The sequence below is a fragment of the Rhodobacter maritimus genome (genome assembly GCF_058747975.1).
Window position 1 is genome coordinate 3,085,862 of sequence record NZ_CM179095.1, and the last position, 13,756, is coordinate 3,099,617.

Genomic DNA, 13,756 nt, shown 5'->3' on the forward strand with positions numbered 1-13,756 from the left:
TGCCCCGGGGTCCTGTGCGGTTCGCGGTGAAAAGCTCAGCTTTCGGCCGCTTCTTCTTTCTTCTCGGGGGCGATCTCCTCGCCGGTCTCCTGATCGACCATCTTCATGCCAAGGCGCACCTTGCCACGGTCGTCGAAGCCGAGAAGCTTGACCTTCACTTCCTGACCTTCCTTCAGCACCTCGTTGGGGTGGTTCAGGCGCTTGTTGGCGATCTGGGACACATGGACCAGGCCGTCGCGCTTGCCGAAGAAGTTCACGAAGGCGCCGAAATCGACCAGTTTCACCACCTTGCCGGTGTAGACCTTGCCTTCTTCCGGCTCTGCCACGATCGAATAGATCATGTCATAGGCCTTCTTGATCGCATCGCCATTGGCCGAAGCGATCTTGATCACGCCGTCGTCGTTGATGTCGACCTTGGCGCCCGAAACCTCGACGATCTCGCGGATGACCTTGCCGCCCGAGCCGATCACTTCGCGGATCTTGTCGGTCGGGATCGTCATCGTCTCGATCCGCGGCGCATGGGCCGAGAATTCCTGACGGCCGGCGGAAAGCGCCTTGTTCATCTCGCCCAGGATGTGCATCCGGCCATCCTTCGCCTGCGCAAGCGCCTGCTCCATGATCTCGGGGGTGATGCCCGCGACCTTGATGTCCATCTGCAACGAGGTGATGCCCTCGGCGGTGCCGGCCACCTTGAAGTCCATGTCGCCCAGGTGATCCTCGTCGCCGAGAATGTCGGTGAGAACGGCGTAGCGGCCGTCTTCCTCAAGGATCAGGCCCATGGCCACACCCGCGACCGGCGCTTTCAGCGGCACGCCCGCATCCATCATCGACAGCGACCCGCCGCAGACCGAGGCCATCGAGGACGAGCCGTTCGATTCCGTGATCTCGGACACGACGCGGATCGTGTAGGGGAAATCGGTCGCCGCCGGCAGAACCGCCTGAAGCGCGCGCCAGGCAAGCTTGCCATGGCCGATTTCGCGGCGGCCGGGCGAACCCACGCGGCCGACCTCGCCCACCGAATAGGGCGGGAAGTTGTAGTGCAGCAGGAAGTTCGAGCGCGAGTTGCCATGCAGCGCGTCGATGATCTGTTCGTCATCACCGGTGCCCAGCGTGGTCACGACAAGGCCCTGCGTCTCGCCGCGGGTGAACAGCGCCGAGCCGTGGGTGCGCGGCAGCAGGCCGACCTCGGACACGATCGGGCGCACGGTCTTGTTGTCACGCCCGTCGATCCGCGCGCCACCGTTGATGATGTCGCCGCGCAGGATGCCCGATTCCAGTTTCTTGATCGCGGAACCAAGGTTCGGATCGACCTGATCCTCTTCCGACAGGCTTTCCTTGATCTTTGTGACCGCAGCCGAGATCGCGTTCGAGCGTTCCTGCTTGTCCTTGATCGCGAAGGCGGCGCGCATGTCGGTCTCGCCCGCGGCTTTCACTTTGTCGAACAGCGCGCCGTATTCCGGCGGCTGGAAGTCGAAGGGTTCCTTGGCGCATTCCTCGGCGAAGTCGATGATCAGGTCGATCACCGGCTGCATCGCCTCGTGGCCGAATTTCACGGCGCCCAGCATCTCGGCTTCCGAAAGCTCATAGGCTTCGGACTCGACCATCATCACCGCGTCCTTGGTGCCCGCGACGACAAGGTCCAGGCGCTGCTCGGGGTTTTCGCGCAGCTTCTGCATGTCGTCGACTTCGGGGTTCAGGACGTAGTCGCCATCCACGAAGCCCACGCGCGCGGCGCCGATCGGGCCCATGAAGGGAACGCCCGAAATGGTCAGCGCGGCCGATGCGGCGATCATCGCCACGATGTCGGGTTCGTTGACCAGGTCATGCGACAGCACGGTGCACATCACGAGAACTTCGTTCTTGAAGCCCTCGACGAAGAGCGGGCGGCAGGGCCGGTCGATCAGACGCGAGGTCAGCGTCTCTTTCTCGGACGGGCGCGCCTCGCGCTTGAAGAAGCCGCCCGGAACCTTGCCGGCGGCGTAGTATTTTTCCTGGTAGTGGACGGTCAGCGGGAAGAAATCCTGCCCCGGCTTCGCTGCTTTCGCGAAGGTCACGTTGGCCATGACCGAGGTTTCCCCCAGCGTGGCGATGACGGACCCGTCCGCCTGACGCGCAACCTTGCCGGATTCCAGCGTCAGCGTTTCTTCGCCCCACTGGATCGATTTCCTTGTGATCTTGAACATAAGTTTTTCCTATCGTCGCGCAGGGACCCTCCCCGCGCCTGTTTGCGTACGGGCCCCATGCCCGTGGCTCCTTTTCCTTTCACGGCTGCCCGTCCCATGGAGCCCGGTGGGAAGGCCGACACCCGGAAACCTGTCCGGGTTGAAAGAGAAACGCGCCCCGAAGGGCGCGTCCCTGGATCAGCGGCGCAGGCCCAGACGCTCGATGAGCGAGGCGTAGCGCGCTTCGTCCTTGCCCTTGAGGTAGTCCAGCAGCTTGCGGCGCTGAGCGACCATCATCAGAAGGCCACGACGGGAGTGGTTGTCCTTCTTGTGGGACTTGAAGTGTTCCGTCAGCGTCGAAATGCGCGAGGACAGGATAGCAACCTGAACTTCGGGCGAACCGGTATCGCCCTGTTTGGTGGCGAATTCCTTGATCAGACGGTTTTTCTCTTCGGCAGTGATCGACATCGGGGTCTCCTTGAAGGTTAGAGGAATGGCGCAGGCCGGGATGTCGTCCAGCAAGGCCCGTGGAGGGTCCGCCTGTCATGGCGGATGCGCGCATATAGGGGAAATCGGGTGAAAAGGAAAGTGATATTCACGTTTGGCGTGATGCCCCGGCAGGGCCATGTCTAAAGCGCAGCAAAGGCCTTGGGCGACATTAGCGCGATATCCGCAGCGCTCAGTTCCGCTCCGTTGAGCACCTCGGCAATGCGGATGCCGTTCACCAGCACCCAGGCCGCCCCTTCCGTGCCGTCCGACGGCGCGACCGAGATTTCGGGCGCCGCGCCCTCGGGCACGTCCATCACCACGGCGATGCGGTCCTGCACGGGGTCGTAATCCTCGATAAGGGTGAGGGGCGCGGCCTCGCCGGCCCAGGCAAGGGCGAACAGGTCCGCATCCTCGCCGCCATGAAGCCGGTCATCCGCGTCGCCGATCAGCGTATCGGCCCCCTTGCCGCCATTGAGGAAATCGCGCGGCGCGGTAAGGGGACCCTCGTCCCCCGCAAGGCCCGGCGCGCGGCCGTCAAGAAGATCGTCGCCCTTGCCGCCGAACAGCTCATCCGCGCCCGCGCCGCCGGTCAGCGTATCGGCCCCGTCATGCCCCTCCAGCGTGTCATCGCCCGCGCCACCGTCCAGCAGGTCATCCCCCGCGCCCCCCAGAAGCAGGTCCGCCCCCGCCTCGCCCGAAAGCGTGTCATGGCCCATGAACCCGGAAAGCGTGTCCGCGCCGATGCCGCCCAGGATCAGGTCATCGCCATCCTCGCCGCCAAGCGCATCATCCCCCGCACCGCCCAACAGCACGTCCTGCCCCGCACCGCCCCAAAGCACGTCGCGCCCGTCATCGCCGGACAGCGTATCGTTGCCGTCAAGGCCGTTGGCCTGATCCGCGCCCGGCGTGCCCGCAAGGTCATCCGCCAGCTCGGTGCCGCCGATGATCCGCCCCTGCGGCGCGGCATCGGGCAGGGGCGGCACATCGTCCAGAAGATCGCCCGCCGCGGTTTCGTCACCCGCTTCGGGCGCGGGGTCATCACTATCGTCCCCGGTATCGTCGCGGGTCACAGCTTCGGGCAGAAACCCGATCGAGGCACCCGCAAGCAGCAGCCCGAGCAAACCGGAAAGAAGGAACATCGCCGCACCCTTTGTCGTCGCATCGCCGCAAGGCTAGGGACAATTCCCTTCCAATGCCTTACGCGCGTCCCCCATGCCACGAATTTCGCTGCAAAGGGTTAACGCCGCCTAAAAGGTCGCGGGTTGCGGCCAGGGCTCAGGCTGGCGGTCATAGCCGATGTAAAGCGGATGGCGCGGCGCGCCGGCCTTGGTCAGGCCCAGATGGAAGAGCGGCTGCCCCGAGGCCCGCAAAAGCCGCTCGACCGCCGCGCCGCGATCCAGATGCGCGCCATGCGCCCCCCAGGCGCAGATGATGCGCGCCTCGGGCGCCACGGCCCAGGCCAGGCTTTCGGTGATGGCCGCGTCGTTTCCGGGGCCGACCGGATCGGCCTCGGCCCGCATCACACGGGGATCGGTGGCGCGATAGGCGAAGATGTTCGTCACCCGGAACGCCCCGAAGCCAAGCGCGCGGGCGCGCCTTTCGCAGCGCTCCACCGTGGGATCGTTCTGCGCCTCGGTCGCGGTCGAGGGGTTGAGCAGGATGAACAGCGCGCGCGGCGCGCCGGGGGCCCAGGTCCGGGTCAGAAGATAGCGGTAGCGCTCGCAGTCGGAATAGACGGCGGTCGATTCCGCATCGCCCTTGAGGTGGTGTCGCGTGATCATGCCGCCTTGTGCCAAAGCCCGCCTGCCCCGGCAAGTCAGAGGTTGAACACGCGGCTTGGATGCAACTCGCCGGATTTGTAGATGCCGACGGCCAGCGGCTTGCCCTGATGGCTGGCCCAGGCTTCCTCGCCGAACCCGACATCCGAGGCGATGACCATGCCCGGATTTCCGTTTCTCAGCCGCGCCGCCCCTTCGGCGGTGGCGCGCAATTCGGGCAGCTCGGCCAGCCCCACCTCAAGGGGCAGGACCCGCGCGTCCAGTTCGGGCGTGCGGGCAAGGCGGTCAATCTCGTCCAGGCCGATCCCGTCCGAGGTCTCGAACGGCCCCGACCATTCGCGCCGCAGCCATTGCACATGGCCCAGGCACCCCAGCGCCGCCCCCAGATCCCGCGCGATCGAGCGGACGTAGCCGCCCTTGCCGCAGACCATCTCCAGCTCGACCGTATCGGCATCGGGGCGGGCAACCACCTGAAGGCTTTCGACGTAAAGCGGGCGGGCGGCAAGCGCCATCTCCTCGCCCGCGCGGGCAAGGGCATAGGCGCGTTCCCCATCGACCTTGACGGCCGAGAACTGCGGCGGAACCTGCTCGATATCGCCGACAAAGGCGGGAAGCGCGGCGGCGATCTGCGCATCCGTGGGCCGCAGTTCGCTGGTGGCGATCACCGCGCCCTCGGCATCGTCGGTATTGGTGGCCGCCCCCATGCGCATGGCGAAACGGTAGCATTTCAGCGCATCGGTGATGTAGGGCACGGTCTTTGTGGCCTCGCCCAGCGCGACGGCCAGAACGCCGGTCGCGGCGGGATCGAGCGTGCCGGCATGGCCCGCCTTCTTCGCATCCAGCGCCCAGCGCACCTTGTTCACGACCGTGGTCGAGGTCACGCCCGCGGGCTTGTCCACCACCAGCCAGCCGGAAATCTCACGACCCTTCTTGCGCGCCATGGCACCCTCCGATTGCGAAGGCCGCGTGCTAGCGCGAAGCGGCGCAGGGGTCAATCCGGCGCGACCATCCCCACGATCGGCCCCATCGGAACGCCGGTATCCGCGCGCCCGATCCCCGGCGCGATCAGGCGCGAAACGGAGCCGTCGAAATACAGCGCATCGGGCGCACCCAGCCGGTCGCGGAACAGCCGCGCGAAGCGGTGAAAGCTGACCGGCGCGTCCGAGATGGCGAACCAGGCCGTCCCGCCATCGGGCGCCACCCCCACGCCGTTGCGGATATGCAGGCTGTCGCTGTCGGGCAGGAAACGCGGATGCAGCGCCCCCCCGATCACCAGCATCGGCCCCGATTGCGAGGCATAGCGGCAATCCTGCGGGGCGGCGGCATAGGCGCGCGATTCGATCACCGCCAGCCTTTCGTCGATGCAGAAGACGCCGTTGGGCAGCATCCCGAAATTGCCCGGCCCCGCGCGGGTCACCAGCGCGGTCTGCTCGGCGCCGTCAGCGACGAACAGGCCCACGGGCCGTCGGTCGGGATGATACATCCCCGCATTCATCGCAAAAACCAGCCGCTCGCCGGGGGCAAGCTGTTCCGTCAGGCGTTCGGGCGTGCCGATCAGCGCGCCGCCCGCATCGTCGAGCCACAGGCGCAGATCGTCCCCCGCCCGCGCCTCGCAGACCGTGAAGGGCGTATCCTCGAAGCTCAGGGAACGGCAGGGGCCTGCCCCGGCCGCAAGCGGCGACACCAGCAGCGCCAGAAGCGCCGCGCTATTGCGGATCGTCCGGATCATCGTCTTCCCGGCCCCGCGCGATATCGCGCTGCACCGTCTCGTCCGAGAACATGCGCCGCGTCTCGTCCAGCCTGTCGAAGGTCTCGTCCATGCGGAAGCGCAGCTCGGGCGCGAATTTCAGCGTCAGCGCGCGCGAGACAAGGTGGCGCAGCTCGCCCTTGTTGCGGCGCAGGGCAACCAGCATCTCTTCGGTGCCGCGCCCACCCAAGGCCGAGACATAGGCCGTGGCCACCTTCAGGTCGGGCGTGGTGCGCACCTCTCCGACGGTGATCGAGATACGGTTCAGGTCGGGGTCGTGCACATCGCCGCGCATGAGCACATCCGACAGCGTGCGCCGGATAAGCTCACCCACGCGAAGCTGACGTTGCGACGGACCTTCGCCCGAGGAAAAGCGGTTCTTAGCCATGCCTCCCATGTAGGCCAAGCCCGCCCCGCCCGCAACTGGGCTTTGCCAAGCCGGGCCGCGCGGGCTAAGGAATGGCGATCACGAAGGAGAGAGAGCCATGACCGATCTGCCGGGCATCGTCATTACCGGGGTTTCCGGCCGCATGGGCCGCATGCTGGCCCGGACCGTCGCCGCATCGGACAAGGCCCGCCTTGCCGGCGCGGTCGAACGGACCGGCCATGACTGGATCGGCAAGGATCTGGGGCAGGTGACGGGCGGGCAGGCCAATGGCGTGATCGTCACCGACGATCCGCTGGAGGCCTTTGCCGGTGCGCAGGCGGTGATCGACTTCACCGCCCCCGCCGCGACGGTGGAATTCGCGGCCCTCGCCGCGCAGGCGCGCGCGGTCCATGTGATCGGCACCACGGGGCTGGGGCCTGCGCATCTTGAAAAGCTGGCCGCCGCCGCGCGCCATGCGGTGATCGTGCGGGCGGGCAACATGTCGCTTGGCGTCAACCTGCTGGTGCAGATGACGCGGAAGGTCGCGCAGGCGCTCGATGCCGACTGGGATGTCGAGGTGGTCGAGGCGCATCACCGCATGAAGGTCGATGCGCCCTCGGGCACGGCCCTCATGCTGGGCCGCGCGGCCGCCGAGGGGCGCGGCATCGCGCTGGAGGAGAACACCGAATCCGGACGCGACGGGATCACCGGCGCGCGCAAGCCCGGCGCCATCGGCTTTGCCGCCATCCGGGGCGGCGACATTGTGGGCGAACATGACGTGATCTTCGCGGGCGAGGGCGAACGCATCGTGCTGCGCCATGTCGCCACCGACCGCGCGATCTTTGCCCGCGGCGCGCTGAAGGCCGCGCTTTGGGGGCAGGACCGCAAGCCCGGCGCCTATGACATGATGGACGTTCTGGGCCTGTCGGACTGAACCCGGCAGGGCCCGTGCCGCGCCCGCCGCCTAGAAATCGACGGCGATGCCCTTCTTTTCCCAATCGCCGAAGCGCACCGGCTCGGGCCCGTCGCGGCCGCCCAGTTCGGGCGGAAGCTCGGCCGGGGCGGCCTTGCGGCGGCGCTCTTCGGCCTCGGCAAGGGCCCGATGCGCGGCGGGCGGCAGGTCCTGGCGTGCCTCTTCGCTCATGCTTGCATTCCTTGTGAACCACTTGGCCATGATATAGGCCCACAGGGGCACCGAGAACAAGGCGAAGGGCATGCAAATGGGCGGAACGGATGCGGCACGGCAAGCGGCGCTTGGCCTGATCGTGGGGGTGCTGGAGGATCGCCAGCCCCTGTCCGACCAGCTTGCCGCGGGCGATCTGGACCACCTGCCCCCCGCCGAGCGCGCCCGCGCGCAACGGCTGGCCACGCTGACGCTGCGCCATCTGGAACAGGCGGATGCGGAGCTCAAGCCCCTGCTGCGCAACCCCCCGCCCGCCGATATGCGCGCGCTTCTGCGCCTTGCCACGGTCGAGATCCTGCAAGACGGCGCCGCGCCGCATGGCGTGGTCAACGCCGCCGTGACGCTGGCGCGCGCGGGCGGGCAGCGCACCGCGGGCTTTGCTGGTCTGGTCAACGCGGTGCTGCGCCGGGTGGCCGAAAACGGGCCGGACAGATGGGCCGGCCTGCCGGCCCCGGCGCTTCCGGGCTGGCTGCGCGGGCGGCTGATGTCGGCCTATGGCAAGAAGGCCACCCAGGCGATGGAGGCCGCGCATCTGCGCGGCGCGCCGATCGACGTGACCCCGAAGGACGGCGATGCCGCAACATGGGCGGCAAGGCTGGGCGGAGAGGCTCTGCCCACCGGCAGCATCCGCCTGCCCCTGCGCGCGCAGGTCTCGGACTTGCCGGGGTTCGGCGATGGCGCCTGGTGGGTGCAGGACGCCGCCGCGGCGCTTGCCGCGCGCCTGCTCGCCCCCCGGATGGGAGAGCGCGTGCTGGATCTTTGCGCGGCCCCCGGCGGCAAGACGCTGCAACTTGCCGCGCAGGGCGCAGAGGTCACCGCGCTGGATATCTCGGGGCCGCGGATGGAGCGGGTGCGCGCCAATCTTGCCCGCTGCGGGCTGAAGGCAGAGATCGTGGTGGCCGACGCGCTTGCCTGGCAGCCCGACGCGGCGTTCGACGCGATCCTGCTCGATGCGCCCTGTTCGGCCACCGGGACGATCCGCCGCCACCCGGACCTGCCGCATGTGAAGGAGGCCGCCGGCCTCAAGCCGCTGATCGCCTTGCAGGCCGAACTGCTTGACCGCGCGCTTGGATGGCTGCGGCCGGGCGGGCGGCTGGTCTTCTGCACATGCTCGCTTCTGCCCGACGAGGGCGAGGGCCAGATCCGCGCCGCCCTGTCGCGCCATCCGGGCCTGCGCGTCCTGCCCGCCGCCCTGCCGGGACAGGAGGAGCAATGGCAAAGCCCCGAGGGCGGATTGCGGCTGCGGCCCGATTTCTGGCCCGAACGGGGCGGCATGGACGGGTTCTACATCGCCGCCCTGCAAGGCTTTGCCAAGGCCGGAATTGATCGGTGACAGGGCCGCGGGCGCGCATTATGGTGCGCGCGACTTCGGGCAACACGGAACGGGGCAACCGTCATCAGCATGGCAGGGCAAGGCAGGCGTGTCGGACAGGGACAAACGCGAAGCGTGCTTCGCGCGCGTTCTGACGCGGCGCTGAACCGGCTTGCCGCGCTGCGCGCCACCCGCGCGCGCCCCGCCACCGGCTTCGTCAGCCAGCCCGAGCCGCGCAGCATCGGCACATTCGCCCGCGGGCGCCAGCTGATCGCCGGGAATTTCCTGTTCGCCGGTTTCCTGATCGAGGGGCAGGACAAGCCGATCTGGGATCTGCCGATGCCCGATCCCGCCTTCGAAGAGGCGCTGCACGGGTGCGCCTGGCTTGACGACCTGGCCGCCGTGGGCGACCGCGCGGCCCGCGAGCGCGCGCAGGCCTGGGTCTTCGACTGGATCGCCCGCTTCGGCGCGGGCACCGGCCCGGGCTGGACGCCCGACCTGACGGGGCGGCGGCTGATCCGCTGGATCAACCACGCCATCCTGCTTCTGAACGGCCAGGACCGCGCGGCCGCCGACGGCTTTTTCCGCAGCCTCGGGCATCAGACCATCTTCCTGTCGCGCCGCTGGCGCTCGGCCTCGCCGGGACTGCCGCGATTCGAGGCGCTGACCGGGCTGATCTATGCCGGGCTCGCCCTGACCGGGATGGAGGGGCATGTGGCCCCCGCCGTCGCGGCCCTTGCGCGCGAATGCCGCGAACAGATCGACGCGCAGGGCGGCATCCCCACCCGCAACCCCGAGGAACTGCTCGAGGTCTTCACGCTGCTGATCTGGGCCGCCGCCGCCCTGAGCGAGGCCGGGCGCGTCCCCCCGCCCGAACATACCGCCGCGATCGAACGCATCGCCCCCACCCTGCGCAGCCTGCGCCATGCCGATGGCGGGCTTGCGCGCTTCCACGGCGGTGGGCGGGGCGCCGAGGGGCGGCTTGACCAGGCACTTGGCCAGTCCGGCGTGCGCACCGCCACCGGCCCCGGCCCGGCGATGGGCTTTGCACGCATGAGCGCGGGGCGCTGCACGCTGATCGTCGATGCGGCCGCGCCGCCGCAGGGGCGCGCCTCGGCCAATGCCCATGCCTCGACCCTGGCGTTCGAGCTGACATCGGGGCGCCGCCCGCTGATCGTCAACTGCGGCTCGGGCGCCTCGTTCGGGGCCGACTGGCACCGCGCGGGCCGCGCGACGCCCAGCCATTCCACGCTGGCGATCGACCGCTATTCCTCGTCCCGGCTGGGGCCGGACGGGATGTTCGGGGGCGCCTCGCGCGGGCTTTTGACCGACACCCCGCAAGAGGTCTGGACCCAGGCCGAACCCGCCGATGACGGCCAGCGCCTGCTGTTCGGCCATGACGGCTATGTGCCGACCCACGGGATGACGCATCTGCGCGATCTGACGCTGTCTTCCGACGGGCGCATGCTGCATGGCAGCGACACGCTTGGCGCCATGACCTCGGATGACCGCAAGCGTTTCGACGTGATCTTCGAACGCTCCGCGCTGAAGGGGATCGCCTTCTCGATTCGTTTCCATCTGCATCCCGATGTGGATGCCACGCTGGACCTGGGCGGATCGGCGGTGTCGATGGCGCTGAAATCGGGCGAGATCTGGGTGTTCCGCCATGACGGCACCGCCGATCTGGCGCTGGAACCCTCGGTCTATCTGGAACGCGGCCGGCTGCGCCCGCGCCCGACGCGGCAGATCGTCCTTTCTGCGCGGGTTCTGGACTATGCCTGCCAGACAGGCTGGACCTTGGCGAAAGCTCAGGATACCCCCGCGGCAATCCGCGACCTTGATCCCCGCGAAGATGAAGACCCGACCGACGACTGACCCATAAGGACCCTGCTGCCGATGACAAACCTCGTCCCGCTGCGCCGCGCGCTGATTTCCGTTTCCGACAAGACCGGGCTGACCGAATTCGCAGGCGCCCTTGCCGCCCGGGGGGTGGAGTTGGTCTCGACCGGGGGCACCGCCAGGGCGCTGCGCGAGGCCGGCCTTGCCGTGCGCGACGTGGCCGAGATGACCGGCTTTCCCGAGATGATGGACGGCCGCGTCAAGACGCTGCATCCGGTGGTCCATGGCGGGCTTCTGGCGCTGCGCGACGATGACGAGCATCTGGTGGCGATGGCCGCGCACGGGATCGAGCCGATCGACCTTCTGGTGGTGAACCTCTACCCGTTCGAGGAAACCGTGGCGAAGGGCGGCGACTATGCCGACTGCATCGAGAATATCGACATCGGCGGCCCGGCGATGATCCGCGCGGCAGCCAAGAACCACGCCTTCGTCGCCACCATCGTCGACGTGCAGGATTACGATGCCGTGCTGGCCGAGCTGGCCGCACATGACGGGCGCACATCCCTGACCTTCCGCCAGCGTCAGGCGCAGATCGCCTATGCCCGCACCGCCGCCTATGACGCCGCCGTCAGCACCTGGATGGCCGGCGCGATCGGCGAGGAGACCCCGCGCCGCCGCGCCTTTGCCGGCACGCTGGCCCAAAGCCTGCGCTACGGCGAGAACCCGCATCAGCAGGCGGCCTTCTATACCGACGGCTCGGGCCGGCCGGGGGTGGCCACCGCGACGCAGTGGCAGGGCAAGGAGCTGTCCTACAACAACATCAACGATACCGACGCGGCCTTCGAGCTGGTGGCCGAGTTCGCCGGCAAGGGCCCCGCCTGCGCGATCATCAAGCATGCCAATCCCTGCGGTGTCGCCACCGGCGGCAGCCTGCTTGAGGCCTATCGCCGCGCCTATGACTGCGACCGCACCTCCGCCTTCGGCGGCATCATCGCGCTGAACCAGACGCTGGACGCCGCGACCGCCGAAGAGATCTGCAAGATCTTCACCGAGGTCGTGATCGCCCCCGATGCAGATGCCGGCGCGAAAGAGATCTTCGCCGCGAAGAAGAACCTGCGCCTGCTGACCACCGGCGCGCTGCCCGATCCGATGGCGCCCAGCCTGGCCTTCCGTCAGGTCGCGGGCGGCTTTCTTGTGCAGGGCAAGGACAATGGCGCGATCACCGAGGCCGACCTGAAGGTCGTTACCAAGCGCGCGCCGACCGCGCAGGAACTGACGGACCTGCTTTTTGCCTGGAAAGTCGCCAAGCACGTCAAGTCGAACGCGATCATCTATGTCAATGACGGGGCCACGGTGGGCGTGGGCGCGGGCCAGATGAGCCGCGTGGACAGCACCCGCATCGCCGCGCAGAAAGCCCGCGACATGGCCGGGGCGATGGGGCTTGACGCACCGCTGACCAAAGGTTCGGTCGTGGCGTCGGATGCGTTCTTCCCCTTCCCCGACGGACTTCTGACCGCCGCCGAGGCGGGCGCGACCGCGGTGATCCAGCCCGGCGGCTCGATGCGCGACGCCGAGGTGATCGCCGCCGCGGACGAGGCGGGCCTTGCGATGGTCTTCACCGGCATGCGCCATTTCCGCCACTGATCCCGGCCGGACAGACGAAACCCTGCGAACGGAGGCGGCATGCGACTGGCGGCAAAGGTGACAGCGGCGGTTCTGGTGCTGGACCAGATCACGAAATACGCCGTGGTGCACGGCATGGGGCTGGACCGCAAGCTTGCCATCGACGTGCTGCCGCCCTGGCTCAATTTTCGCATGGCCTGGAATCAGGGCGTGAATTTCGGCCTGTTCGCGGGCAATAACGACTGGTCCCGCTGGGTCCTGATCGCGGTGGCGCTTGCCATCTCGGCCTGGGTCTGGCGTTGGGTCACCCGCGAGGCGCATTCGAAACCGATGCAGATCTCAGCCGGGCTGCTGATCGGCGGCGCGCTTGGCAATGTGGTCGACCGCGTGCTTTACGGCGCGGTGGCGGATTTCCTGAACATGTCCACGCCCTGGTTCAGCAATCCCTATTCGTTCAACGTGGCCGATATCACGGTTTTCGCGGGTGCGGCGGGTCTTGTGCTCTTCTCGGGGCGCGAGGCTTCGAAGAAACCGGCCGACAAGGAGCGAAAGGGATGAAAAGCCTTGCTACTTGCCCGCCTTTCCCCCGTGACGCGCGCGGACACATGCGCTAAGACGGTTCGGAACGCAGGCGCCAAACGGATGAGGGAGTGGCCATGCAGGCAAAGATCGGCACGCAGGGAATCGCATTGGCGGCGGTTCTGATGCTGGCCGCCTGCGGTGGCGGGCGGGAACCCCAGCTGATGAATCTGCGCTCGGGCACCAACGGCCCGGACGAATTCGGGATCCTGCCGACGAAACCCTTGCAGATGCCCCCAGATCTGGCCGCACTGCCCGAACCGACCCCGGGTGGCAGCAGCCTTACCGATCCGACGCCCGAAGCCGATGCCGTGGCCGCCCTTGGCGGCAATCCCGGCCGTCTTGTGCGTGGCGGCGGGGTGCCGGCGGGCGATGGCGCACTTCTGGCCTATGCCGGACGCATGGGCACCTCGGCCACTATCCGCACCGACCTTGCGGCCGAGGACCTCGAATTCCGGCGCAAGAACGATGGCCGCCTTCTTGAGCGGCTGTTCGATGTCAGCATCTACTACAAATCCTACCGCGTTCAGGCGCTGGACCAGGAGGCAGAGCAGGAACGCTGGCGCAAGGCCGGACTGCGCACGCCCGCGTCGCCCCCCAATTCCGCATTGCTGGAATAACCATCAACTCCGCGTCAGGCATCTTGAAGCCCGCGCGCTGACGCGTAGGTTGTAGGC

14 protein-coding genes are annotated in these 13,756 nt (G+C 68.0%); 6 read left to right on the plus strand and 8 right to left on the minus strand.

Annotation, left to right across the window (positions count from 1 at the left end; translation table 11 throughout):
- Positions 1–35 precede the first annotated feature (35 nt).
- The 7 genes from pnp to rbfA form a co-directional block, all read right to left on the minus strand.
- Entirely contained in the window at positions 36–2,183 is a 2,148-nt protein-coding gene (gene pnp / locus AC4PTO_RS15505) for a polyribonucleotide nucleotidyltransferase (protein ID WP_492729981.1), read from the minus strand.
- A gap of 177 nt (positions 2,184–2,360) precedes the next feature.
- Positions 2,361–2,630 carry a 30S ribosomal protein S15 gene (rpsO, locus tag AC4PTO_RS15510; protein WP_492729982.1) on the minus strand — a complete coding sequence of 90 codons (270 nt, stop codon included), beginning with the start codon at positions 2,628–2,630 and terminating at the stop codon, positions 2,361–2,363.
- Positions 2,631–2,791: 161 nt separating this feature from the next.
- Positions 2,792–3,790 (minus strand): calcium-binding protein, encoded by a 999-nt coding sequence (locus AC4PTO_RS15515; protein WP_492729983.1) that lies wholly within the window; start codon positions 3,788–3,790, stop codon positions 2,792–2,794.
- Positions 3,791–3,898: 108 nt separating this feature from the next.
- Complete coding sequence (locus AC4PTO_RS15520; RefSeq protein ID WP_492729985.1) at positions 3,899–4,432, minus strand: DUF1643 domain-containing protein; 534 nt, start codon at positions 4,430–4,432, stop codon at positions 3,899–3,901.
- 35 nt (positions 4,433–4,467) lie between these two features.
- Entirely contained in the window at positions 4,468–5,370 is a 903-nt protein-coding gene (gene truB / locus AC4PTO_RS15525) for a tRNA pseudouridine(55) synthase TruB (protein WP_492729986.1), read from the minus strand.
- A 50-nt stretch (positions 5,371–5,420) separates the two neighbouring features.
- The gene (locus AC4PTO_RS15530; RefSeq protein ID WP_492733653.1) at positions 5,421–6,155 is read right to left on the minus strand and encodes a phosphodiester glycosidase family protein; all 735 of its coding nucleotides are present in this window, start codon (positions 6,153–6,155) and stop codon (positions 5,421–5,423) included.
- A complete protein-coding gene (gene rbfA, locus AC4PTO_RS15535) occupies positions 6,136–6,564 on the minus strand; it encodes a 30S ribosome-binding factor RbfA (RefSeq protein ID WP_492729987.1) in 429 nt (142 codons plus the stop codon). Before rbfA ends, AC4PTO_RS15530 begins: the two co-directional genes overlap by 20 nt.
- Before the next feature lie 97 nt (positions 6,565–6,661).
- Here rbfA and dapB point away from each other — a divergent pair, with 97 nt between their 5' ends.
- Positions 6,662–7,477, plus strand: a complete 816-nt coding sequence (gene dapB, locus AC4PTO_RS15540) for a 4-hydroxy-tetrahydrodipicolinate reductase (RefSeq protein ID WP_492729989.1) — start codon at positions 6,662–6,664, stop codon at positions 7,475–7,477.
- 30 nt (positions 7,478–7,507) lie between these two features.
- On the opposite strand, the gene AC4PTO_RS15545 is transcribed toward dapB, so the two are convergent.
- Positions 7,508–7,687 (minus strand): DUF1674 domain-containing protein, encoded by a 180-nt coding sequence (locus AC4PTO_RS15545; RefSeq protein WP_492729990.1) that lies wholly within the window; start codon positions 7,685–7,687, stop codon positions 7,508–7,510.
- Positions 7,688–7,757: 70 nt separating this feature from the next.
- Here AC4PTO_RS15545 and AC4PTO_RS15550 point away from each other — a divergent pair, with 70 nt between their 5' ends.
- The 5 genes from AC4PTO_RS15550 to AC4PTO_RS15570 all read left to right on the plus strand — a co-directional run bounded on the left by AC4PTO_RS15550 (position 7,758) and on the right by AC4PTO_RS15570 (position 13,699).
- Positions 7,758–9,059 carry an RsmB/NOP family class I SAM-dependent RNA methyltransferase gene (locus tag AC4PTO_RS15550; protein ID WP_492729992.1) on the plus strand — a complete coding sequence of 434 codons (1,302 nt, stop codon included), beginning with the start codon at positions 7,758–7,760 and terminating at the stop codon, positions 9,057–9,059.
- Between the two features lie 69 nt (positions 9,060–9,128).
- On the plus strand, positions 9,129–10,913 hold the full coding sequence (locus tag AC4PTO_RS15555; RefSeq protein ID WP_492729993.1) for a heparinase II/III family protein: 1,785 nt from the start codon (positions 9,129–9,131) through the stop codon (positions 10,911–10,913).
- A gap of 21 nt (positions 10,914–10,934) precedes the next feature.
- Positions 10,935–12,521 (plus strand): bifunctional phosphoribosylaminoimidazolecarboxamide formyltransferase/IMP cyclohydrolase, encoded by a 1,587-nt coding sequence (gene purH, locus AC4PTO_RS15560; RefSeq protein WP_492729995.1) that lies wholly within the window; start codon positions 10,935–10,937, stop codon positions 12,519–12,521.
- A gap of 39 nt (positions 12,522–12,560) precedes the next feature.
- Positions 12,561–13,058 carry a signal peptidase II gene (lspA, locus tag AC4PTO_RS15565; protein ID WP_492729997.1) on the plus strand — a complete coding sequence of 166 codons (498 nt, stop codon included), beginning with the start codon at positions 12,561–12,563 and terminating at the stop codon, positions 13,056–13,058.
- 98 nt (positions 13,059–13,156) lie between these two features.
- Positions 13,157–13,699: a DUF3035 domain-containing protein gene (locus AC4PTO_RS15570; protein ID WP_492729999.1), complete on the plus strand. Its 543-nt coding sequence runs from the start codon at positions 13,157–13,159 to the stop codon at positions 13,697–13,699.
- The last annotated feature ends 57 nt before the right edge of the window (positions 13,700–13,756 follow it).